Genomic DNA, 21,873 nt, shown 5'->3' on the forward strand with positions numbered 1-21,873 from the left:
ACCGCCACCGTGTCCCAGGGCTGCCCACAGCCGCACTGCCCAGTGACCGGGAGCGTCCTGATTTCATCAGGATGCTCACTCATTTTGAGCGTCTTGCCGGGATGGCCACGTTGCCCGCCAGAAGAGCGGTTGCTCTTCTGGCGCTCACTCTTGGGGACCCACGGTTTGTCCTGGCTGGGCGGTTGGCTAGAAGTTCGGCTTGTGGCGGCAAGGCGAGCTTCCAGGGTCAGCAATCGCAGTTCAAGCTCGTCAAGGCGAGCTTGAAGGATCAGGCAATTGGGGCAAAGAGCGTTCTTGATGCGCCTACTCTATCTGATTCCACTCCGCAAGTCCCCCTGCTGAGTAGTTACCAAACGGAATCCGTATCAAGTTTGAAATCGCGGCTGTGGTTGCAGCCTGGTATCTGGGCTCCTTGGCAGTATGGTCAGCGTACCTGCTGACCGGGGCGCAGCAACCTGGCCGGTGGTCCTCGAGGGTTCTATTCCAGACGGGCCAGCACACCCACCGCCCTCTGTCACTCGGTCAGACGAGACACCAGTGCCCGCAACTGTGCCGGGCGAAAACCATCGGTAATCAACGCTGGTAGCTCCAGTTCCACCGCCACGTCGGGATTCCACAGCGCCAGATGCACCACCCGGCGTCCACTCAGGCCCCGCGCCAGTTGCCGGACTGCCTCGCCCACTTCCCAGCGTTCAGTGGTGGCCAGGAGAATGGCCGCGTCTGGACATTCGGAGAGCAGAGCCGTCACGGCAGACAGGTCCTGACCGTCATGCAGGGCCAACCGTAGCCTCGGAAAAGCGGACCGCAGTGCTTGCGCCAGTTCCTGACCGCCCAGACTGTCGCCGTATGGCCCGCCCAGTCCCGGTTGCCGGTGGGCAATCAGCACCACCGTCCCCTGAGAATCCAATCTGGGCAGGTGGCCCAGACTGTGCAGACTGCGCTGAGCAATGCCAGTGGCCCAGGCATCATCGGTTTGCTGCTGTGCCAATGGATATGCCCTGGGGCGTCCAGGAAAGCGCCGTGCGGCCTGTTCCAGGCGTCCTACCGCTTCCATCACCCGCGCCGATGAGAGTTCACCCGCCTGAACGGCACGCTGGACCGCCTCCAGATGCTGGATATGAATGTCCAGACCACCGTGACCACAGACCAGCACGGCGTCTGCCCCAGCGCTCAGGGCCAGCGGCGCACCGTGTCCGTCCGGGTAGCGGTCCGCCACCGCCCGCATGTCCATCGCGTCAGTAACGATCACGCCGCCGTAGCCCCACTCCCGGCGCAGCAGGTCGTGCAGCACCGCGGGCGAGAGGGTGGCGGGATGTTCGGCGTCGATCTGCGGATACAGAATGTGCGCGGTCATGATGCTGCCCAGATTCACCCGGACGGCGGCGCGGAAGGGCAGCCACTCCACCGCCTCCAGTTCGGCGCGGGACTTGTCCACCACGGGCAACGCCAGATGGCTGTCGGTGCGCGTGTCGCCGTGGCCGGGAAAATGTTTGACGGCGCTCAGCACACCCATTTCCTCGCTGCCCTGCGCCCAGGCGACGCCCAGTTCGGCCACCATGCGGGGGTCCGCGCCGAAGGACCGCTCACCGATCACCGGATTCAGCGGGTCCACGTTGACATCCAGACTGGGCGCGTAATTCCAGTTGATGCCCAGCTCGATCAGGCCACGGGCCGCCACCCGCCCGGCCTCGCGCGCCGCTTCGGCGTCACCCAGCCGTCCCAGAGCCTGTGGCGTGGGGGCATGCGGCACGTCCAGCCGCCGCAGCACCGCCCCACCTTCCTGATCGGTGGCGATAAGGGCGTCGTGGCCCAGTGCGCTGCGGATATCGGCCACCAGACGGGCCGTGCGCTCAGGCGTTGTGATGTTGCGCGCGAACAGACACACGCCGCCGAAACTGTGCTGGGCGAGAAAACGCCCCTGCTCTGGCGTCAGGTCCGGTCCCGGAAGGTCCACGATCAGGGTTCGGGCAGGATTCACTGGAGGCCACCGTGAACGGGGCAAAAGGGGAAGAAAACGTCCGCCCCTGCGGCCCTCAGACCCCTGGATGCCCTCATTTCACCGCTCCTTCCATGCCACGCATGAACAGCTTCTGCGCCGCCAGGAACACCAGCAGCACGGGAATCATCATGATGATCGAACCGGCGGCGATGTTGAAGGGATCGTAATTGAACTGGCCCTTGAGCTTCAACACCGCCACGCTCAGCGGTACGGCGTCGGGCGCACCTGACAGCGCCAGCATGGGCCAGAAATAGGCATTCCAGGTGCCCACCAGCGTGAAGATGCCCAGCGCAGCCAGCGACGGCACGCTCAGCGGCAACATGATCCGGGTCAGGATGGTCAGCTCACCCGCGCCGTCCAGCCGGGCCGCCTCCAGCAGCGCCTGCGGAATGCTCAGAAACGCCTGACGCATCAGGAAGATGCCAAAGGCCGCCGCCACGGTGGGCAGGACCACGCCCAGGTGCGTTCCCAGCAGCCCCATCTTCTTGAGGGTCAGCGTGTTGACGATAAAGGTGGTCTCGCCGGGCAGCACGAGGGTGGCAATGATCACGGCGAAGATGATGCCCTTGCCCGGAAAGCGGAAGCGGGCCAGTGGATACGCGGCCAGCGCCGACACCAGCAGCGTGCCGATGATGGTCATGCCCGTGATGGAGACGCTGTTCCAGATGTATTTGCCCAGGCTGAAGGTGCGGTACACGTCTGCAAAGTTGTGGAACGTGATGGCCTTCGGGAAAAGGCTGGCCGGGAAGTTGTAGATGCTGCCGCCCGCCGTCTTATCGGTCAGGGCAATCGCCAGCGTCCACAGAAAGGGAAAGACCGCGAAGATCAGCACCGCGATCAGAAAGACGTAGCGCACGATGATGCGGCCCAGCTTGACGTTGCGGCGGCGCGGCGCGGCGGTCTGGGAGGGCGCGCGGACGACAAGACTCATGATTCTCCCCCATCGCTTTCGCGGAACAGGCGGAAATTGACCACCGACAGCAGCAGCGCCACCACCGCCACCACCAGTCCGGCGGCGCTCGCCAGACCGTAATCGAAGTTGAAGCCCTGGAACGCTTTGGAATACACGTACATCAGCGCCGTGTACGTGCTGTTCAGCGGGCCACCGTTGGTCAGCACCAGCACTTCCTCCAGCACGCGCAGCGCGGCGATGGTGGACAGCAGGCTGCACAGCAGGATGGTGGGTTTCATCAGTGGCACCGTGATGCTCCAGAAGCGTTTCCAGGAATTCGCGCCGTCCAGCACTGCCGCTTCCTCCAGCTCGGCGGGAATGCCCTGAAGCCCGGCCAGATACAGCACCATGTAATAGCCGAAGCCGCGCCAGAAGGTCACCAGCATCACGGCCCAGAAGGCGGTCTGCTCGTTGTTCAGCCAGCCGAAGAAACTGCCCTCGGGGATGAGGCGGACCGCGCCCAGCGCCCAGTTCAGGGTGCCTTCCTTGTTGTACACCCAGTCCCACATCACGGCGGCCAGCGAGATACTGGTGACCACCGGGATGTAATACGCGGCCCGGAAAAAGGCCATACCGGGCAGGTTCTTGTTGACCAGCACGGCCACCGACAGCGAGGCCAGTTGCAGCACGGGCACGATGACCAGGTATTTGACGCTGTTGCCCAGTGCGGTCAGGAACAGCGGATCGGCGGCCAGCGTGCGGAAGTTCTCCAGCCCGATCCATTTGGGAGCCAGCCCCTGGGCAAAGCGCGCCCCGCCGTACTCGGTAAAGCCCAGATACGAGCCGTAAGCCAGCGGATAAAAGGTGAACAGGGTCAGCAGAATCAGCGCTGGAGCCAGAAAGCCGTAGGACAACAGCGTGTCCCGCAGGGAATATCTGGCGCGCGGGGCATTGGGCTTTGGCGGCTTGATGCCGAGTGGCTGTGAACGGGCCATGTCATCACCTCCTTCGGTGAAAAGTCATCGAGGGCTTCGCTCCCTCTCCCATCGTGGGTCACCCGCAGAGCTGCGGAGCCGGGGCCGGGGTTGGCGGCAAATTCAGCAACGAGGCTCGCATAAGGTCCTATCCAGAAAAGCAAGAACCCGCCCGTCGATTTCAGGGCGGGGACTGTGGCATTCAGAAGACGGCTGAGGACAGGATCAGCCGCCCGCCGAACCTCACTTCTTCATGTTGGCGTTCCAGAACTTCACGGAGTCGTCCAGCGCGGCCTTGGGGGTCTTCTTGCCCAGCAGCGCGGCCTCGATGTTGTCGCTGAAGTTCTTGTACAGATCATCGCTGTTGCCCGGAGCCTTGAAGCCGGGGTTGATAAAGCGGCCCGACGCGCCCACCAGGGCGGTGGCCTTGGCAATCGGGTCGCTGGACGCCCCCTTGAACAGCGGATCGTTCTGCGCGGCAGCGGTGGTGGGAACAATCGGCACGATCTTGGCGAACGCAATCTGGTTGGCGTTGTTGGTGAAGTACGCGGCCAGTTTGGCGGCCTCGGCGGGGTGCTTGCTGGCCTGCGGAATGACCATGCCCATGCTGGTGCCGGTCTGGGTGTTGGCCTTGCCCAGCGGCGCGGTGGCCACCACCGTCTTGGCGTACAGGCTGGGGTTGGTGTCCTTGATGCGGTTCAGTGCCTGTGGGCCGCCCACGATCATGGCGACGCGGTTCTGTGCATACAGTTCGGTGGCAAGCTGGAAGGCTTCCTTGCGCAGCGCGTCCTCGGGGAAATAGCCGCCCTTAAACAGATCGACGTATTTCTGAAGGATCGCCACGTGCGCCGGGCTGTTGAACGCCGCCTCACCCTTGGCGTTGTAGATCGGCAGACCGTCGGAGGAGAAGTAGCCCAGGAACGACGCGCCGCCCGGATCTTTCAGGGCCGGAACCCAGGCGTAGGCCCCGGTCTTGTCCTTAATGGTCTTGACCATGTTCAGCAGCTCGGTCATGTTCTTGGGGGCTTTCACGCCCGCCTTAGCCATCAGGTCCGGGTTGTACAGCAGCACGCCCTCATTCAGCGAGCCGTACCACGGATAGCCGTAGACCTTGCCGCCAATGGTGAAGTTGGCCAGCGTCTGCGGATAGAAGGTGGATTTGAGACTCGCCAGCGGCGTCAGCGCGTCCACATTCCGTAAAAAACCGTTCTGGGCAGCCTTGCCGGTCTCGTCGATGTTGAGGTTCACCACGTCCGGGGCGCTCCCCAGGTTCACGCTGGCGATAAAGTCCTGCACCATGCTGTCCTGCTTGTCGAACCACTTGACTTTAATCGTGGGGTTGGCCTTTTCGAAGGCGGCGATGGTCTGCTTGATGTACGGATCGAATTTGGGGCTGAGATACCACGTCCAGAACGTGACTTCCGTGGGGGCCTGCGCGGCGGCGGGCGCGGAAACGGCGGTCAGGCCGAGGCCGAGGGTCAGGGCGAGCAGCGCAGTTTTGTGGAACTGTTTCATGGGCATTCCTCCTGGGAAAGTGAGGGGGCGAATGGACGGACTTCAGTACTTTTTTTCCACGACACTTTCGGCAGTGACGCGCAGCATGGCGTTGGATTCGGGACGGTGGCCCAGAACAGCGGCGTACAGCACTTCCAGCAACATCACCTGACTGGTCAGGGTGTCCAGCACGGCGTCGGTGAGAGGATCTTCCTGGGCGGCGGTGAACAGCACCATGCCGGCGTGGCGCGTGATCGGGCTGCTGGCCCGGTGGGTGATCGCCACGGTGGCCACCCCGCACGACTGCGCCAGCTTCAGGTGCTGCACGGTGTCGATGGTGCTGCCTGAACTGCTCAGGCCGATCACCACCCCCCCACGCGGCAGTGTGCTGATGCTCACGGCAGCCAGATGTGGGTCGGTATACGCGCTGGCGGTGATGCCGATCCGCATCAGGCGGTGGGCGAAGAACTGCGCGATCAGGCCGCTGTTGCCCTGCCCCGTCAGGTCCACCCTGGGGGCGCGGGCCAGCAGCCGGGCCACGTCCTCCAGCATCACGGGATCGAGCAGGCGGGCGGTGTCGTCCAGCGTGCGCGCCGCCTGCTGGAACAACCGCTGGGTGGCCGTGGGCATGTCTGCGCCCACCTGTTCCTGCGCCGTGCGCCCCCGCTGTTCGCGTCCGCCCAGATCGGCGGCCAGGGCAATCTTGAAGGCGTGAAATCCAGCGTAATCCAGCTTGCGGCACAGCCGGGTGATCGTCGCCTCGGACACGCCCACGCTGGCGGCCACCTCGGTAATGGTCTGATGAACGGCGCTGTCGGCGTGTTGAATGACGTGTTCCGCCACGCGGCGCAGGCTGGGCGAGAGGCTGTGGGCTTGGAGGCGAATGCGCCCGATGGCCCCACTGGACGGGGAACTGGGCAATGGAAATTGAAGCTGGGTCATGGTGCTGGCCCCCTCTGACCGGGTCATGCCGACGTGTGGTGCAACTGGTTCAGCTCGAACGTTTGGATTTGGCTGTGTGGTCACAGTACGCTTGAAAATTATTTTTGTCAACTTTTTGAAAATACTGAGAATAATTTTCAGAATGATCCAGGACGGACTCTCGCAAATGTCGTTTGCCATTTGTTTTGAGACTGGCTTGCCATTCTGGTGAGATTACCGTTTGCCATGAGACTGGCGGGTGACTGTTTGCCATTTGCCATGAGACTGGCGACAGGCCCCATAGTGGGTCATGCTCCCTCTCTCCCTGCCAGGGCGCGTGCAACCTGAGCCGGATGAATTGCCTGAAGCCTGGATCGTCCGTCTCGCGGAGGCCAACCACTGCACCGTCCGCGTCCTCTTGAGGCATATAGGAGTTCACCAAAGCGACTTTTCCTTGAGAGACTGGGCAAACACCTGGCTCGCCCTTGAACGTGTGTCGGGCATCGGTCTGAACGATTTCCCGCGTGACCAGGACAACGCGCTCAGCAGGCTATACGGCGCAGCACTCATCAAGCACCGTTCCCACTCCATCCGCATCTGCCCGGAATGCTTCAAGACCCTATACCATCTGCCCTCTTGGACCAAGACCATCTACTCTTATGTGTGCGAGAAGCACGCCCTGATGCTGATTGGCACATGCCCGACGTGCAGACAGGAGCTGCGGTATCTCTTCAATCAAGTGGGCGTTTTTCTGCGCTGCCATCACTGTGCGACGCCTTACAGCATGATGACCTCAACTCCCGTCCCAGATGCCGCCGCGCGTTTCCAGCAGATGATCAACCGTTCAGCCACCAACCTGTCACTTGACCACGCTGCTTTCTTTGAGATCACGAACAGCAATGCGGCAAGCGCCTTATTTTTTGATGAGCTGCACAGGGGACATGAGCGGCGGCGTCCATTTGAGGGCAGAAGGAGAGCCGAGAGACGTTTCGTTGCTCTCGGCACTCTCGTTGGTGGGACTGAAGATATTTACGCTGTCAGTCATCTCGTTTTTGCTTACTCGACGCAAACGAGGAAAATCAGTCTGCCGACGAACAACTATTTTCTTCGCCCATACCTGGAGGAAGTCGCGGAGAAGATTCACGATGCCCTTCATCTCCATCATGGACATAGACTGGGGAAATAGGCCAGGACAAGCCTATTTCCCCGCCCTTTCTGCTCTTATTTGACTCGGCTGAATCTCGCGTCCAACTTCGCAAAAATATGATCCGCTGCCGCCGCGTAGGCGCTGCTGTACCGGGCTGTGACCGTGGTGACCCCCGCAGAGCTAATCACGTTCCAGCTCATTTCCTGGGCAAAATTGGACAGGCTAAACGCCGTGGTGGTGGTCCGGGGCTGTGAGCGCAGGACCACGAGGTTGCGCTCAATGTCTTCTGCTCGCCAGGGTTGACGGTTACTATCCGTGACAGGCGCAGTCGGCGCGATTGCCACAATTGCTGCCAGCACAGGGCTGTCCTCGCCCGCTCTTAGCGTGCCGGTGGTGTAACTCGCGCTCATGGTGATTTGTGTCGGTGTGGCGCTAGTGACCACGGGAGCGCAGGAGGCCAGGGCAAGAGCAAGGGACAGGATCGCAGGGGTTTGTTTCATGGTGGGCCTCACTGGTTCAGTTGAATATTTTCAATTTTGCTGGGCAGGAGCGCCACGACGGTCTTTTCGATCCCATACTCGTCGGGCGACATCGAGCCACGGATCAGCACGATGGGCGTCTCCTTCAAAGCGCTCACCAAAGTCTGCGGCACGTCATCCCACTTATAAGTGACCCGCGTGGAATAGGCCGCTGTGCCTGGAATCAGATATGGCTCGCTGCTGCCAGCCGTGGTGGGCTTGGCGTCCGCAACGGGTTCTACTTTGGTCACTGCAAAGCGTCCGAAGCAGAAATAGCTGGTGTCGCCATCGCTCACCCAGTTGGCTTTGTACTTATCCGTCGGGGTCATGACGACTTCTGTTCGGCCTGTGCCATCTGGGGTGCGCGTCATCGTCGCTAACCCCTGCTGCTCAATAAAATCCACAAGTGTGACTGACCCGCCGCCAAAGAGGCCGCCCAGAACGGTCTTGTTCAGAGTCACGCCACGTAAGCACGGGCGCTTAGGTTTTTGATCCAGAGAGAGACCACCGTGATCGGCAAAAAACTGTGCCACTGGGGTCAGTGTTGCTGCACTCGGCCCGCTGCTGTTCTGGCAGCCTGTCAGCGCTCCACAGAGCGCGAGAACGCCAATAGCGGAATATCGCTGCCCCACTCCTTTCCCCCATAACCGCCATCGCCAGCGGTGTCCTGCGATCTGCTTGTCCATCTGGTCCTCCTCCCGTGGGCGCAGCTTTCGCTTCTCACGCCCGCGCTGAGTATAGGCTATGTATGTAAATTAGTGGTATTTATTCGGCTGTAGCTTAATTTCATTCCTCCCGACACGCTTGGGGGATGCCGTCTCATCCCAGCCGCAGCAGAAATACCCATGTCGCCACAGCGGAAGAACTGGCTTTCCGCATCTCGGTGGGGCAGCGTATTCGTGCGCTTCGGGCCGACAAATACAGCCAGGAAGCCTTCGCGGACGCTGTAGAGGTCTACAGGACGCAGATGAGTCTGATCGAACGGGGCAAGGCGGACCTGAAGCTCTCGACGCTGTACCGCATTGCCACAGTGCTGGGGATGGAGGCGAGCGAGGTACTGAACTTAGACGTTGCCTCCCCCTCGCCCAATGAAGAGTGAAGCCGTCAGTCTGGCCGAACATGATCTGCTCACCTCACTGCTGAGCCGGGGTGGCCGGAATAGAAGGATTCCAGTCGCTCAAATGACAGCGAAGGGGTGGACATTCCTTTCCTAGAGCCATGCGATGCGGCCCGCTCACCAGAGGGCGCTGGCGGACACCATCCTGAGCAACCGCTGGAGGCCCACTGGCGCTCGGCCTCAGATGAGATGGGGCAGACGAAGTCACTGCCCTCAATGTCCAGGAAAATTCTGGACTGATTTATCAGCCACTGTAAAAAATAATGCTAAATACTTAAAGCTAATACTACAATTTTTTAGCGATTCCAAACGTACTATAAAAATAAATTCTTATTTTTCAGAAGCTTGTTTTCATTTCTTACTAAACTCAGTTTTTTATGATTCTCGATAATACCTAATTTTTCTCGCTATAGATTCTACACATGGGAGATGCAACGAAAGACTTGACAAAAGCTGAGTGGGCATGGATTTTATCAATCTTCACTGACTCACCCGTTGAGACAATCCTGATCGTTCCAGCGCAGAATTCCTGTGAGGCACGACTGGAATAGGGTAGTTCTTCCAAATGATCTGAATATCCAGGGGGTAGATTACCACTGATAGGCACGCTCTCTGAACAATTTTGAGACAGTTGGGTACATACAATCCTTAATTCTGAATTACATTCCAAAAGCTTGTCCACTACGGTTTTTAATGGATTTTTATGTTTTCTTCTGCCAGTTGAAAATAAAACAAATTTGGGAGAAAATAATTTACTAATTTTCTCGGCAAAAGCTATATCTCTTGCCGCAGTGCCAACATGCCCTCCATGATGGGGGTAGACTAAAACTGGTACTGACAAATCCTGCCTCGTGCGCGCAATAAAATCAAGTGAGTGATCATCCATATCACCTCCGAATAAAACAATATCTTTACCTTTATCTGAAATTAAATAAACAGCAGATTGACTATTACTGGTAATTGTTGCTCCACTTAATGTTCTTCCTCCAGCGCCAGACAGTATTGTGCTTATTTGTGGAGCAATTATGTTGACTGCGATTGAGCCAATCATACAGATGGGTAATTTTTGGGCATACTGGTGATACACGTTTGTATCGTTCCGAACTACGCTATCTTCAATGGCAGCTAGTAGATCTTGATAATGTGGCCCTAATTTTGTGGAATCAGAATTCAGATGTATATTTTTAACTGAGAAATCTTCGCTTAATAGAATGGACGTCAAACCGCCTACATGATCATGATCTGCATGAGACAAAAAAACATGTTCTATTTCCTTGACTCCCATTATATCTAAGTTATCTAACAATGCCGATCCTGGGGCAGCATCGATTACTCCGTAAACTTGGTCACTTTCTATAATTGCGGCATTCCCATGTCCAACATCGATAATGATAATTTGAGTCATTATTCGATGTCCTTCCCATAAAGCTTCTTGGTAACAAGACTTTCTAAAGAAGATCGCGGTTCACCGGGAATTTCAAACTCATCAAAGTATAATTCCCATGAATTAGATGCACCCAAATTTACCTTTGCAAGTAAACGAACGCTTAGTGGAGGGTCGGCATTACGGACTAATTTTGAAGTCACATAGTCTGCAACATCATCACCCATTAGAGAGATGGGTAGCCGTATTGCTGTTTTAGGTTTCCAGCTATCAATAAAAACATCGGCAACTATATCTTCGCCTTCACGATCTATATGCGTTACCTTTACAAAAGTACGGTGTGGCCTGCGATCTGTCTCAATATTACCTTTGAGTTCTTCGATGCACTTTATCATTCCATCGGCAATTAGTTTAAGATCAACATTTGATCTTTGGAGTAATATGGGAATATTCCTCCTATATCTTCGTATAGTTGTGTCCACGTCTTGTTCGCCATACTCCGTTAAAAGAAGTGCCGGTAGGCGTTGGGAATATGACAAGGCTACAAATTCTGATCCGAAGAAATCGGCAAGAGACCCATGCTGTAGTCTATGGTCACAAATAATACCAGCATTCTGCGGTTCTATCTCTTCCATTAATTCAGAAGTTGTTGAAAAATGCCCTCTCGTTATAAGTATTGGTTTACAGCCTAAATCTTCAACTTGGTCCTTGATATCTCCAGCGGTGTCCTGATTGTCATCTATAATATAAATGGTTTCGGGTAGAAATTGCGAAAAATTCGTCATTTTGCGCCCTCATTTTATTGGGAGGGTAACAAAAAACTCTGCCCCTCCCAGTGATCCACTCGGAATTACGGCTACACTTCCATTCAGATCACTCACTGAGTCGCGGACAATAGTTAAGCCAAAGCCGGTGCCTTGGTTAGATGTAGTCTCCCCTGGATTCCAGATTTTCTCGATATCGATATTTTGTATTCCTCTGCCATTGTCGCTGTGAATTATTCTCGCGGTTGTCCCTTGATGAATAATTTTAACATTAACCTGTCTTTCCACCATTGTCGCACCCCTTTTAGTCAGTGCATATATGGAATTCGTTAAAAGATTAGTTGCAATAGATTCAATCATGGCAATGCTCCCATTGATGATGCATGGAGATTGCGGCGGTTCAATAGAGAAAGAAATTTGAGCTTCTTGAAGTAAAGGTGTGAAAAGTTCAGCTATAGTTTGCCAAGTCTCCCTCAAATCTACCTCAGTAATTTTACGTTTCCGCCTTACGAGATGGAATATAGGAAATTTTGAATATGAGCTAAGGGAGTTTGAAACAGAACGGATACGGTTTATCGGTTCCTTCAACTGAGCATCATACCGTTCACCCGCTATTTTCCTACCTCTGCGTTCCAAAGTATTGGCGGAAGATTTTAGAACTGTAATCGGTTTTGACGATTCGTGGGCGAAAACTGCCGATGTTGTTCCTGCTGTAGCAAGTGACCTATATAACTGTAATTCATCTTGCAGTATATACATCTCACTATTCTTTACTTTTACGAAAGTCTCTAATGCATCTTCTATATTTCGTTTTTCATCTTTCTGGCTTGCGGATTTAACTGCTGCTCTCAGTGACTGTAAAGCGTTCTTGCTTTCTGCTGGAGCGCTTCTCTTCTCGCTCTCTCTACGTGCCTCAGCTATTTTTAGTCGTTCCTTACCCATCCATTCCAAGCTGTCTTTAGCGAAGCGCCTCACTTCATTGAAAACCTCATTTTCTATGAATCCAATTCTATTCGTGGGTTGATCAAGACGCAATTTTGGATCGTTAATTATTACTCTGCCGATGACATTATTAGTAGATGGACGTTCTTCAGGTCTTCTAGCTCTCGCAAGATTCATATCGAGCCAATCAAATCCGGGATCTCCATATGGACGAACCCTAATCCCCCGGTGATATATGTGGACGCCTCCTATCGACTTAAGCCATTCTCTAATTTCTGGAAGTTTTACTGTTTTTTCATTGAAATACTCTGAGCTAAGAATCCATACCCATAGCTCAAATTTCGCAGGAGGCATTTTATATTTCTTTGATTTTCCATGAGGTATAGTGTCCGAAAAAAGAATTTGTCCAGAACTATCATAAACATCCGCTATACCTTCACCATTTTTACCTACGGAAGCAACTAGGCGGTAATTGGCAAATTCAAAATATGACTCATTCACACGTTTAACATATTCTTGAAACTCTTTGCTGATTAGTACAACGTCAAATCCATCACTAGTTTCAAAAGGATCTTTCAATAGAACGAGTTCTCTTGTTAATCTAGCGACATCTTCCGTGTTGAGTGGATTTGTAATTTGATCGATATATATTTCTGTACCAGATTTGTCTTTTGTTGGTAAACTCGTAATAGAGAGTTTGATATCCTCAATGGCCTCGGCTAGATCAATTTGCGCCCAATCAATTGTTGTTGTGTGTTCTATTCCTGGCTCACTTTTGGGACGACTTATAATCGTCGTGCTTGAACCTAAGCGCAGGGCGGCGAGCCTACCGAGACCTTTATCCCCAACTGTCAGTCTTCCATTTTTTCTCTTAACTCTTGGAGCTTTTCTTGATCTACCAATCATGAAAAAGCCGCTGAGTATATCATCAACAGTCATGCCTTTCCCATCATCTTTGATCACTATACTTCCGCCGCGACGACTCACTTTAGTTAAAGAAATTTCACAACGGTTTGCGTCAGCATCGTAAGAATTTTTAACAAGTTCAATAAGTCCCTGCTCAGGATTGGGGATAAGTTCCTCTCCTAGCCGTTTCAGGATGTCAGGAGCAAATCTCAGATGGCCTTGATTATCGCTTGGAATGGTCACACATCCCACCACGGAAGATCACGAACTGAACCGACTGTCAAATGGCGGCATCTGATGCGTTCATTGAGCCAGTCGTTGGTCTGTTGCATTTTGAGTCGTTTAAGCAGTTCCTTACAATCCCTCAAAAGTCCGCTCTTTGGTCTAACGATCAGTAGGTGATTCTCTACTGCGATAGTGGTATTCTCTGAGCCTGCCCGTCGCACCACTGTACCAACAGCCCGGTATGAGTCGCTTGATCTAGAGGAACGACGTATGATGACAAATGGCGGCTGCGAGGTGGTGCCAGTAAATCTTCTGAATTCTTTGTCTGCTCTGATTACGGCCCACGGTTCCAGGACCTTAGCGTGCAAATAAGGGTATTCTTTCCCTACTTCTTTATCTCGGTGAGGCACAACTCTGCCAACAGAAATATCAAAGAAATCTCCCAGCTTGGTTTGCATATCCAAATGGATATCATTAACGTTAGAGGGCCAAAACGAGCGTCTTTCCAAGATCTCTGCGGATTGCTCAAAAATACATCGGAATACATCAACACCTGTATCGGCATCAAATTGTCCCAGGATATTAATATGAGCTATCCTTGCGGATTGAGATATTTCTTCTCGCCACGAACGATAATTGCTTCCAGCGCGTAAGACATCTGGAAGAATTGCATGAACCAAATCCCCCGGCCTACTTTTCTCCAACGCTTTGACTATAAAATTGGCTGCCTGAGATACTTTTCCAGTGGCCCATGTACATCCTGGTAAACTCTGCACCCTGTTGTAAGGAGGATTCAGAAGTGTGATTTCTGCATGCGGCCAATCAACATTGAGGGCATCGCATACCCTGAGATGCGGAAACGGTTGTTCCATAACTTCCCTTGAATCCGCAAAAAAGTCATCTCCATACAGGTCACTCCCCCTGTACGCCGCCAGCAAAACGAGCCTAGCCCTGGTGGAGCGTATGAAACTCGGCTGAATATCAAATCCATAAATTTGCTCTCCCCACGCGAGGACAGTCGCGTTGAGTGTCCGCTGTACTGGGAGGCGTCTAGCATAAGCCAGGAGAAGATTCCCGCCCCCGCAAGAAGCGTCAAACACACGGCTTTGCATAATCTGCTCATCTGTAAGGTCTTCAATGAGCTTGTCGGCCATCGAGTCGCTGGTAAAAAATGCCCCGTAAGCGTGGAGTGTCGAGATCGGGACAACATCCCGTAGGGTTTTTGAAAGCTGTCCGTTCAGCGCGTTTGATACCATCTCCCGCTGGGCCGGAGTCTTGAGGAACTGATCTGGAGTGGTTGCCAAACGCTCGATACTGGCTACCAGAGGCTCAATGTTTTTGAAGGATTTTAGCACTTAGACTCCAAGACGAAATACCAAATGTCCGTTGCTGAACGCATATTTACAGGATAGCGGGTTGACTGTTCCTGCACAAGCTCATTCGAGCTACGAACACTCACGACTTTTTTACCAAGTTTCCGATCCCTCACAATAATACATTTCACCTCGACTTTCTCTAGATCGGTCACGACTTTTTAGCTTGGGAGGGGGAGCGTCTTCCTGGCCCGCCCCGTTCCGATATGCCCCACCAGGCACCCTTGAAACTGCACGTCGGCTGCGGGCAGGATGATGGGTTCATGGGCGTGATTCTCGCTATGGAGGGACACCACACCATTTAGCCGGTTCCAGCGTTTAAGCGTCGCGGTGCCCTTGTGAGGCAGGAGAACCAGCACAATTTCACCCCGGAGGGGTTTAACCTGGCTTGGGCGCAGGGCCACTAGATCGCCGTCGTAGATGCCTGCCCTATTCATGCTGTCGCCCTGGACATGCAAGAAGAAGTCACCCTCCTTTAAATCAAGAATGTCCTGCAAGCGGGCGATTGTGCGCTCAGTGTGTTCCTCAGCCCCCAAGGGTTGCCCTGCGGTGACGGTGCCGACGATGGGGAAGCGCAGTTCAGTGTCACTGCGTCCAGTGTTCGTCAACAGAATCAGAGCGCGTTGGCGGTTGCCCGCCTCGTACTGGACCAGTCCCTTGTCGCGCAGGGCCAGCAGATAGGTGGTAATGCTCCAAGAATCCCGTCAAGCGCGACAGATGGTGAAGATCAACGGGGAACGTCTGCTTCCCGAAACACACCCTTGAGGTATTTGTCGTTGGGGCGCGTCTGGTATTCCGCATGGGTGTAGACCAGAACGCCAATGACAGTCTGCGTCGGCTCGTGAATCATGTACATCAGGCGGCCCAATCGCCGCGCTCCACTTTCCCAGGGCAGGATGAAATAGGCTTTCCAGAACTCGCAGTCCTCTGGGTCATACTTGGACGGCCAAGGCTCCTGAACGAACTTGTCAATCGCCTGCAAAGGATGCCCCTGAATCTGCCTGGGGGCCGCCATGATGGCGTCAATCACATCCGTCAAAAGACTCTCCAGCATGGTCTGCTGGAGTTTCCCCTTACAACTCTTTTTTAGCGCCTTTGCGCTCCGTATGAACGGAGCGCTCGGCTCGAAGTCATAGGGACTGGAGGAAAGACCGGACATCAGAACGCGATTTTAGCGTCACTCCCGCAGGTTGATTTAGAGACTCGTGGACGGCTTCAGCGATGGCCTGCTGCCAAACCCCATTGTCCTCTTCTGCAAGAGAACAAATCTCTTGCATCAACGCAGTCGCTTCGTGTCCAAAAGCCATGAAGTCACCCAACTTCCCAGCGTAGGCGGCCCAGATTAGCCAAGTTATTCCTTTGGCGATCAGGAGCGGCTGCGCCCTCAAGGGCTTAGTGACGAACCCACCCTGTTCCGCAGCCGCGATAAGTTTCCCCTTTTCTTCTGGGCTGAACGTCGCCCAGTTTCTACGGATGTCGAGGCGCAATCGCACAGCAAGCTCTCTTTGCTGTCGGTAATTAATTTCCCGGCCTACACGGCTTGCGTTGGGAAGCTGGGTCACCATTTGCACGACAGTTCCAGGTTGCATTGTTTGCATCATCGGTCACCCCCAGCGCACTGTTGAACGGCAGTGATCATCTGAATTCACTGTACACGGTTTATCACTTCCGCAGTAGCACAAATGCCCCCATTCCACCTTCATATAGCGTCAGGTGTCCCCAGAATGGTGATTTTTTTGATTTCAACTTATCCGAAGCTGGAGTCATACCCCGCTCCCTGGAGAGCCAAAAGATGCAGCGCGGATGGCCTGTAGCGTTGGGGCAGGAGAAGTTTTCATGTCTCCGAATACACTCATTAGATTCTGTTGCGAACAGACCAGAACATCCTTATAATCAGACGGGGCCAAACGCATTGATCCTTTTGGATACCCCGCAAGACAAAAAAATGCTGCTCTGACGGGCATCAGCGCAGCGTTCTCAAAAAAATTCAGGTCACTCGCAAAGGAGACCGTATGGTTAGTTTACTGGCGCACCCGTGGGGTGTGCGAGGTTTCGGCTCACATTGTCTGGGCACTGCCCCATGATTCGGACCTATGAGGGTTCCACTCCAAGCCGCAAGGGGACGGTGCTGCTGCGGCGTTTTAACATTACGCTGCCGTTTGAAAGCACCATCGAGGAATGCGCTCTGCGGCTCTGGGATATTGATCCATTCATCACGTCAATCACGCGAGCTGAAGGCGTGGACTACCATCTGCCCGATGGTTCCAAACACATCTACACGCCCGATTTCACACTGACGCTGGCAGATGGGCGCTTACTATCAGTGGACTGCAAACCCGCAGGGATCGTCGGAGCCATGATCGCCAACGCGGCCCTGATTTGGCAAATCAAAGCAGAGCGTCTGGCTGGTCTGGGTCAGCCGCTGTACATCTTCAGGGACAGCGATTACAGCCCGGCGCGCTTACAACAGGCCCAGATGTTCGGGCGGTACTGCGGTTATGACATTGACCCACACGTTCGTCAGGACATCGTGACCCTTTTGCGTGAATGCGGAGCGATGCAGATGTCTGCCGTGCGTGACTTTGCTCTCCGTCTGGCGAAGGGCAATGAGGCCCAGGTGGACGCCTCACTCAAAGGAATGCTCGCGGCTCAGGAGCTGGTGGCGGAAGCCGAAGTCAAGCCTCTGGCGTGCCGGATTGACCTCCCCGGCAACAGTCTCGCGCCCCAACACTCTGTTCTAGGGGTGCCGATGCTCGCGCTGCTCCAGAACCCACCGCCTGTGATGCCTGAACCGTCCACAAAGCAGCAGCCCACCCACCTGCACCGGGAAGAGAAGTTCAAACAATCTGCGCGCGGGACACGGCTTCTTCATCTGTTTGTCCTGTACAACGATCCCTCACAGCCGCTGGAGGAGGCCGATGTGGAGCGCCTGACCGCCGCCACTGGGGTCTCCAGGCCCTCGCTGTTCCGGTTCCGGGCGGCGCTGCAAGCAGCGGGCGCACCGGGCATCACTTTTTCTGAGGTGGCCGCCGTCCTACTGGGGGAAACGAAGGGGCGGCCCAGGCGGCAGCTTGACGCCCAGGTGGCGGCCATCATGGAGCAGTTGACCCGGCAGCACTACTTCATCCCACTGGACCGCAAGGAAGGGGTGCGGGCAAGATCGGTGGCTGACTTATATGCCTGGATTGCCAGAGCCTGTCAGGATGAGGAGCTGCCCGTCCCTGGATATAACACCGTAAAGCGCTTTCTTCAGCGTTGGACAGACCGTGACCCTGTGCAAGCCGCCCTGCTGCGTGATGGACGTGACGCGGCGCACAAATTGGAAGCCCGCCAGGGCCGTCTGGACTTGCTGTGTTGCGGCGAGTTGCTGACGGTGGACTGCACGCCCGCCGATCTCTTTACCTGTGAAGACGGTTCCCTGGACATCGTGACGCGCGCCAAGAGAGGCAAGGGACAGCGTAGGAAGGGGGCCAGACGGGCCAATATCGTAACCGTGGTGGATGCCGTCACCTCGGAGGTGGTGCGCTCGGTGGTCTTCGCAGAGGCCATCAGCGCTGCCTCGATCCTGCTGGTTCTGCGTGATGTTTTTCTGGGTGAGCAGCAGGAACTTAACCAGGCCGGGGTGACCATGCTACCCGTGGGTGCAGGGCTACCCGAACGCCTCCGCATTGACTCTGGCAGCGAATTTGTCAACCGGCAGGTCAGTCGGGCCTTGACCCATCTCGGCATTGATGTCCTGCAACGCAACAAACCGTCACGGCACCACGGCGGCATCGAAGAGCGCACCATCGGGACGCTGACCCATCAGCAGCACCTGCTGCCGGGAACATCCATGAACACCATTGTCAAGCGCGGTGAGTATGATGCCCAGGCCGGGGCCATCCTGTCGCTGGAAGACCTGATCAAGTTCAACCACCGCATCGTGGAGCGACACAACCAGCTCTGCGCGCCGCTTCAGATGCTGACACGCCACGAACATGCCGCCGATCTGGTGCGGCGGGGTCTGGGGGCCTGGAGTCCCCTATCGGCAGTGCAGGAGGACTACCTGCGCCACCGGATGCGCCCACAGGAGGTGCGCCGGTGCCAGCATGAGGGCATCAGCCTGCATGACCTGATGTACGTCGCGGCAGTCCCGGCTGAACTCTCGCCCCTGATCGTGCGGCGGGCCAATGTGGACGTGGTGTTCGATGCCGACGACATCAGCGTGGCCCAGGCCATTCATCCCGACACGGGCAAGTTGATTGATCTGGTGGCCCGCGTTCCCCGTGAACTCGAAGGCCAGCCCCTCAGTCTGAAAGTCTGGTCCGCCTATAAGCGCAGGCTCCGGGCCAGCCGTCAGGTCGCTGAACAGCGTGCGCCCACCAACCAGCAGATCGCCGCGCAGGTGCTGGCCGAGCGCCCACAGCGGCCTGCGGGACGCGGCAAACCGGGTACGGTCAAGACAGACGTAGATGTGCCGAAGCCAAGTCCATCTCCCAAGCAGAGCAGCAGCACTCTGCCCGCACTGAAAGCCGCGAAGATCGAATTTGAGTTCAATCCCCCCACCCCACACATGGAGGCTTGAGATGGAAACTGTCAATCAGCAAGAGCAGCGTCACGCCCTAATCAACCAGCGCGAAACCACTTGGTATCCCGAACCCGCCCGCCTGGCCCTGCTGAGCGAGCTACACGCCATCGCAACTGATCCGGCGCGTCACCGGACCCGCAGCATCGCCATCGTGTCAGAGAGCAATGGGGGCAAGTCGGCGTTGATTGCCCGGTATCTGTACCTGCATCCCCCGGTCTACGGTAAAGAGGCAGTCATCATTCCGGCCATCCGCCTGACCATGACCGATTTCCCGCGCGTCTCGGACCTGTCCGTCGCACTGCTCACCGCGATTGGTGCGCCCGGTGCCGAGTCCGGCACCCACGCGGCGCGGATGGGTCGCTTCGTCGAGTTGGCCCGCAAGGTGAAGCTGGGACTGATCTTTCTGGATGAATTTCACGACTGCGCCGGGACAGACGGGCGGGGCAGGCCCTTTTTGCGCTGCATCAAGGCCCTGATTCTTCAGGGCCTGTGCGTCGTCCCTGTTGGCACCGAAGACCTGGCCGCTATCCTGTCGCTCGATTCCCAGCTCAACACCCGCTTCAATTTCTCGCGTGGCCGCCTGACCCGGCTTCGTGACGCGGGGGTGGTCAAGGCGCTGGTCATGGAAATCACGAAACTGGATGACCACGAGGTCACACACGCGGCGGTGAAGTACCTCCTGGCGGAGAGCAAGGGAATCATGGGCCATCTGCTTGATTTCATGGAGGGAACGCTGCTGGCGCACGGCAACCTTAAACTGGAGTCGTTGCGCCAGTACCGGCCATACATGGACGTGTTAGACCGGGTGGTGTGATGCGGCTGCCGGTCTATCCAGCGCCGGGAACAGGTGAATTGCTGAGCAGTTATGTTGTTCGGTTGGCCGATGCCAACGCCTTACGTCCTGATCAGATGACAGCTCTCCTGGGCCTGGGGCAGTTCTGGAGGCATGATCCAGACCTTAGCGCCACTGCACAGGACATCGCTGTACTGGAAGAAGCGAGTGGACATGCCTTGCGGCCCCTGAGCCTGGGGCTGACCTTGTTTCCAACAGCCACGCCGCCTGGCCCGCCGAGGTTGGTTGTGGACGTGGGCCACATCAAACGCACGCGAGGGTGTCCAGTCTGTCCCCTCTGCCTCCACGAAGGAAAAGGCTTCCAGTGGACCTGGCGCTTGGCAACAAGCGTCATCTGCGAGAGGCACGGCTGCGCGCTGATTGATCATTGTCCGGGGTGTGCCGCACCGATCAAACACGCCCACCAGGGAACCACAGTCCCGGCCATGAGGCAGTGCCACGCCTGTCATCAACCGTTCCCCAGTGCGGACACGAACACCCCGCAAAGTGGGGAAGCACAGGCGCTGCTGCGCCTTCAGGTCCAGGTGAAGAAGGCGCTGAACACTGGAAAGGTGCAGTGGGGCGGGGTGACGCTGAGCCGGGAAGACTTTATGGGGCTGCTCCACAGCCTGATCCTGTTGTCTATTCCTGACGACGCGCCTGATCCCGAACCGACGCGCCGTTTTGAACGGCTCAGTGTTCAGGACCGGGGCCGTGTGCTCATCAACGTGGCCGAGTTCTTGGACGTTGATCTGGCGACATGCCTGTGGCGCTTGCGTGAGCGCGCCGTCCGCAGCGCACAGCTCTGCCGTAAGGAGTGCGCGGTTTCTGAATGGATGAGACACCTGCTGGGTTTTGCGCTGGACGGTCAGAAGACCGGGGCACTTCCAGGCAGCAGACTTTACCTCACCGACGCGGTGTGGCGGCGCTGTCTGGCAGCCGGGGCGGGCGTGGTGCTGGCGCAGATGCAGTGGCCTGAAAGCCAACTCCGATTGCACCTTCAGGAGTGGTTGAACTGCAATATGCTCGGAGGAACGCGCCGCACCTGGCAGGGCACCGTCCACTATCTCCAACTCCAGACAGGAATAGAGCGGCTGCTAGAGGCTCCATCGTGCGCTGGTCTGATCACCGCTCTGGCACAGCAGCCGGAGTGTGCGGAGGCGTTGACCAGCCCGAAGACAGTCCGTTTCCTTTTGGACCACCAGCACCCAGACGCACAGCAGTTGTGGCGGCAGATGGTTACGCGACGCCTGCACGCTTTGATCCCCTACAACACATCTGTCTGACCGCTTCCATCAGCCAGGGGCCATCTGCAAAGCGCAGTGGCCCCTTTCCTGTTGGGGGCCTTGAGGGGGGTGAAACTGGGTATCGCCAGTCTCATGGCAAATGGCAAACGCTTCTCCGCCAGTCTCATGGCAAGTGGCAAAGCAATGCAGTGGGTCTCATGGCAAACGGCAACAGTCTCAATTAAAATGGCAAAAAGGCCAAAAAACGCTGTATTTCAGTCTCAAGTTAAATGGCAAACGACAGCAAAAGTTCCCTCGGCAAGAGCTTTAGAAAGAGCAGAGTGGGCTTTTGCATCCACGGCAGTGGGTCTAGGACGGCCATTTTTAGGGCCGCATGGCGCAGGAGATTTTTGCCGGGCAGGATGAACTCGAAAAGCTGCGAAGGAGAGACTGGAGTCGCCAGAAAAACGGACTTCCGGCAACTCATTCAGAGACCTGCTCTAGACCTCAACTGTCTGATGACGAGGTCATTCCCCGGGCAAGTTTCACAATGGTGGCAGATGTAAAATAATTTCCAGGATCACCGTGGACG

21 protein-coding genes and 1 pseudogene are annotated in these 21,873 nt (G+C 56.0%); 7 read left to right on the forward strand and 15 right to left on the reverse strand.

From position 1 onward, the window contains the following. The 6 genes from Q319_RS28720 to Q319_RS0114345 form a co-directional block, all read right to left on the reverse strand. The coding region (locus Q319_RS28720) for a DUF6444 domain-containing protein (RefSeq protein WP_245619257.1) at positions 1 to 272 on the reverse strand (272 nt) is incomplete at its 3' end. A 242-nt stretch (positions 273 to 514) separates the two neighbouring features. Then, positions 515 to 1,978 carry a beta-N-acetylhexosaminidase gene (gene nagZ / locus Q319_RS0114325; protein ID WP_029483167.1) on the reverse strand — a complete coding sequence of 488 codons (1,464 nt, stop codon included), beginning with the start codon at positions 1,976 to 1,978 and terminating at the stop codon, positions 515 to 517. 73 nt (positions 1,979 to 2,051) lie between these two features. Beyond that, the gene (locus Q319_RS0114330) at positions 2,052 to 2,930 is read right to left on the reverse strand and encodes a carbohydrate ABC transporter permease (RefSeq protein WP_029483168.1); all 879 of its coding nucleotides are present in this window, start codon (positions 2,928 to 2,930) and stop codon (positions 2,052 to 2,054) included. Continuing rightward, complete coding sequence (locus Q319_RS0114335) at positions 2,927 to 3,886, reverse strand: carbohydrate ABC transporter permease (protein ID WP_051655406.1); 960 nt, start codon at positions 3,884 to 3,886, stop codon at positions 2,927 to 2,929. The genes Q319_RS0114330 and Q319_RS0114335 overlap by 4 nt, the downstream gene beginning before the upstream one ends. 222 nt (positions 3,887 to 4,108) lie before the next feature. Then, complete coding sequence (locus Q319_RS0114340; RefSeq protein WP_029483170.1) at positions 4,109 to 5,380, reverse strand: ABC transporter substrate-binding protein; 1,272 nt, start codon at positions 5,378 to 5,380, stop codon at positions 4,109 to 4,111. A gap of 42 nt (positions 5,381 to 5,422) precedes the next feature. After that, complete coding sequence (locus Q319_RS0114345; RefSeq protein WP_245619253.1) at positions 5,423 to 6,328, reverse strand: MurR/RpiR family transcriptional regulator; 906 nt, start codon at positions 6,326 to 6,328, stop codon at positions 5,423 to 5,425. A 262-nt stretch (positions 6,329 to 6,590) separates the two neighbouring features. Between Q319_RS0114345 and Q319_RS0114350 the strand changes: the two genes are divergently transcribed. Then, entirely contained in the window at positions 6,591 to 7,466 is an 876-nt protein-coding gene (locus tag Q319_RS0114350) for a TniQ family protein (RefSeq protein WP_029483172.1), read from the forward strand. Between the two features lie 35 nt (positions 7,467 to 7,501). Here Q319_RS0114350 and Q319_RS0114355 read toward each other — a convergent pair whose 3' ends face one another. Both Q319_RS0114355 and Q319_RS27190 read right to left on the reverse strand, forming a co-directional pair. Then, a complete protein-coding gene (locus tag Q319_RS0114355; RefSeq protein WP_156039351.1) occupies positions 7,502 to 7,927 on the reverse strand; it encodes a hypothetical protein in 426 nt (141 codons plus the stop codon). An 8-nt stretch (positions 7,928 to 7,935) separates the two neighbouring features. Then, the gene (locus Q319_RS27190; RefSeq protein ID WP_156039352.1) at positions 7,936 to 8,631 is read right to left on the reverse strand and encodes a hypothetical protein; all 696 of its coding nucleotides are present in this window, start codon (positions 8,629 to 8,631) and stop codon (positions 7,936 to 7,938) included. A gap of 125 nt (positions 8,632 to 8,756) precedes the next feature. Between Q319_RS27190 and Q319_RS0114365 the strand changes: the two genes are divergently transcribed. Further along, positions 8,757 to 9,044 carry a helix-turn-helix transcriptional regulator gene (locus Q319_RS0114365; protein WP_081846057.1) on the forward strand — a complete coding sequence of 96 codons (288 nt, stop codon included), beginning with the start codon at positions 8,757 to 8,759 and terminating at the stop codon, positions 9,042 to 9,044. 412 nt (positions 9,045 to 9,456) lie between these two features. Here the strand turns inward: Q319_RS0114365 and Q319_RS27195 are convergent, their stop codons facing one another. The 7 genes from Q319_RS27195 to Q319_RS0114380 all read right to left on the reverse strand — a co-directional run bounded on the left by Q319_RS27195 (position 9,457) and on the right by Q319_RS0114380 (position 16,257). Further along, positions 9,457 to 10,467, reverse strand: coding sequence for a ComEC/Rec2 family competence protein (locus Q319_RS27195; RefSeq protein WP_156039353.1), 1,011 nt, complete (start codon positions 10,465 to 10,467; stop codon positions 9,457 to 9,459). Continuing rightward, a complete protein-coding gene (locus Q319_RS27200; protein ID WP_156039354.1) occupies positions 10,467 to 11,231 on the reverse strand; it encodes a hypothetical protein in 765 nt (254 codons plus the stop codon). The genes Q319_RS27195 and Q319_RS27200 overlap by 1 nt, the downstream gene beginning before the upstream one ends. Positions 11,232 to 11,240: 9 nt before the next feature. Then, entirely contained in the window at positions 11,241 to 13,301 is a 2,061-nt protein-coding gene (locus tag Q319_RS26290; RefSeq protein WP_162178658.1) for an ATP-binding protein, read from the reverse strand. Beyond that, positions 13,298 to 14,638 (reverse strand): DNA methyltransferase family protein, encoded by a 1,341-nt coding sequence (locus tag Q319_RS27205; protein WP_156039355.1) that lies wholly within the window; start codon positions 14,636 to 14,638, stop codon positions 13,298 to 13,300. The genes Q319_RS26290 and Q319_RS27205 overlap by 4 nt, the downstream gene beginning before the upstream one ends. Before the next feature lie 179 nt (positions 14,639 to 14,817). Then, positions 14,818 to 15,264 carry a LexA family protein gene (locus Q319_RS0114370; RefSeq protein WP_281173839.1) on the reverse strand — a complete coding sequence of 149 codons (447 nt, stop codon included), beginning with the start codon at positions 15,262 to 15,264 and terminating at the stop codon, positions 14,818 to 14,820. A gap of 119 nt (positions 15,265 to 15,383) precedes the next feature. Continuing rightward, complete coding sequence (locus tag Q319_RS25615) at positions 15,384 to 15,695, reverse strand: hypothetical protein (protein WP_156039356.1); 312 nt, start codon at positions 15,693 to 15,695, stop codon at positions 15,384 to 15,386. Between the two features lie 91 nt (positions 15,696 to 15,786). Next, positions 15,787 to 16,257: a hypothetical protein gene (locus Q319_RS0114380; RefSeq protein WP_029483178.1), complete on the reverse strand. Its 471-nt coding sequence runs from the start codon at positions 16,255 to 16,257 to the stop codon at positions 15,787 to 15,789. A gap of 479 nt (positions 16,258 to 16,736) precedes the next feature. Here Q319_RS0114380 and Q319_RS0114385 point away from each other — a divergent pair, with 479 nt between their 5' ends. The 5 genes and pseudogenes from Q319_RS0114385 to Q319_RS27210 all read left to right on the forward strand — a co-directional run bounded on the left by Q319_RS0114385 (position 16,737) and on the right by Q319_RS27210 (position 21,707). After that, positions 16,737 to 19,220, forward strand: a complete 2,484-nt coding sequence (locus Q319_RS0114385; RefSeq protein WP_029483179.1) for a hypothetical protein — start codon at positions 16,737 to 16,739, stop codon at positions 19,218 to 19,220. Between the two features lies 1 nt (position 19,221). Beyond that, entirely contained in the window at positions 19,222 to 20,037 is an 816-nt protein-coding gene (locus Q319_RS0114390; protein ID WP_029483180.1) for a TniB family NTP-binding protein, read from the forward strand. Beyond that, positions 20,037 to 20,423 (forward strand): annotated as a pseudogene (locus Q319_RS29135) (TniQ family protein); the annotation flags it as partial. The gene Q319_RS0114390 and the pseudogene Q319_RS29135, both read left to right, overlap by 1 nt. A gap of 78 nt (positions 20,424 to 20,501) precedes the next feature. After that, the gene (locus Q319_RS28725) at positions 20,502 to 21,341 is read left to right on the forward strand and encodes a hypothetical protein (protein WP_029483181.1); all 840 of its coding nucleotides are present in this window, start codon (positions 20,502 to 20,504) and stop codon (positions 21,339 to 21,341) included. A gap of 69 nt (positions 21,342 to 21,410) precedes the next feature. After that, positions 21,411 to 21,707 (forward strand): hypothetical protein, encoded by a 297-nt coding sequence (locus Q319_RS27210; RefSeq protein ID WP_156039358.1) that lies wholly within the window; start codon positions 21,411 to 21,413, stop codon positions 21,705 to 21,707. The last annotated feature ends 166 nt before the right edge of the window (positions 21,708 to 21,873 follow it).

The organism is Deinococcus marmoris DSM 12784 (genome assembly GCF_000701405.1).
GTDB lineage: Bacteria > Deinococcota > Deinococci > Deinococcales > Deinococcaceae > Deinococcus > Deinococcus marmoris.

Excerpts from the sequence above, each read along its gene's own strand:
- Q319_RS0114355 (WP_156039351.1), bottom strand. The coding sequence starts at position 7,927 with ATGAAACAAACCCCTGCGATCCTGTCCCTTGCTCTTGCCCTGGCCTCC.
- Q319_RS0114390 (WP_029483180.1), top strand. The coding sequence starts at position 19,222 with ATGGAAACTGTCAATCAGCAAGAGCAGCGTCACGCCCTAATCAACCAG.
- Q319_RS0114365 (WP_081846057.1), top strand. The coding sequence starts at position 8,757 with ATGCCGTCTCATCCCAGCCGCAGCAGAAATACCCATGTCGCCACAGCG.
- Q319_RS27190 (WP_156039352.1), bottom strand. The coding sequence starts at position 8,631 with ATGGACAAGCAGATCGCAGGACACCGCTGGCGATGGCGGTTATGGGGG.
- Q319_RS0114335 (WP_051655406.1), bottom strand. The coding sequence starts at position 3,886 with ATGGCCCGTTCACAGCCACTCGGCATCAAGCCGCCAAAGCCCAATGCC.
- Q319_RS0114340 (WP_029483170.1), bottom strand. The coding sequence starts at position 5,380 with ATGAAACAGTTCCACAAAACTGCGCTGCTCGCCCTGACCCTCGGCCTC.
- Q319_RS28725 (WP_029483181.1), top strand. The coding sequence starts at position 20,502 with ATGAGGCAGTGCCACGCCTGTCATCAACCGTTCCCCAGTGCGGACACG.
- Q319_RS27200 (WP_156039354.1), bottom strand. The coding sequence starts at position 11,231 with ATGACGAATTTTTCGCAATTTCTACCCGAAACCATTTATATTATAGAT.
- Q319_RS0114345 (WP_245619253.1), bottom strand. The coding sequence starts at position 6,328 with ATGACCCGGTCAGAGGGGGCCAGCACCATGACCCAGCTTCAATTTCCA.
- Q319_RS0114380 (WP_029483178.1), bottom strand. The coding sequence starts at position 16,257 with ATGATGCAAACAATGCAACCTGGAACTGTCGTGCAAATGGTGACCCAG.
- Q319_RS0114385 (WP_029483179.1), top strand. The coding sequence starts at position 16,737 with ATGATTCGGACCTATGAGGGTTCCACTCCAAGCCGCAAGGGGACGGTG.
- Q319_RS27195 (WP_156039353.1), bottom strand. The coding sequence starts at position 10,467 with ATGACTCAAATTATCATTATCGATGTTGGACATGGGAATGCCGCAATT.
- Q319_RS0114350 (WP_029483172.1), top strand. The coding sequence starts at position 6,591 with ATGCTCCCTCTCTCCCTGCCAGGGCGCGTGCAACCTGAGCCGGATGAA.
- Q319_RS0114330 (WP_029483168.1), bottom strand. The coding sequence starts at position 2,930 with ATGAGTCTTGTCGTCCGCGCGCCCTCCCAGACCGCCGCGCCGCGCCGC.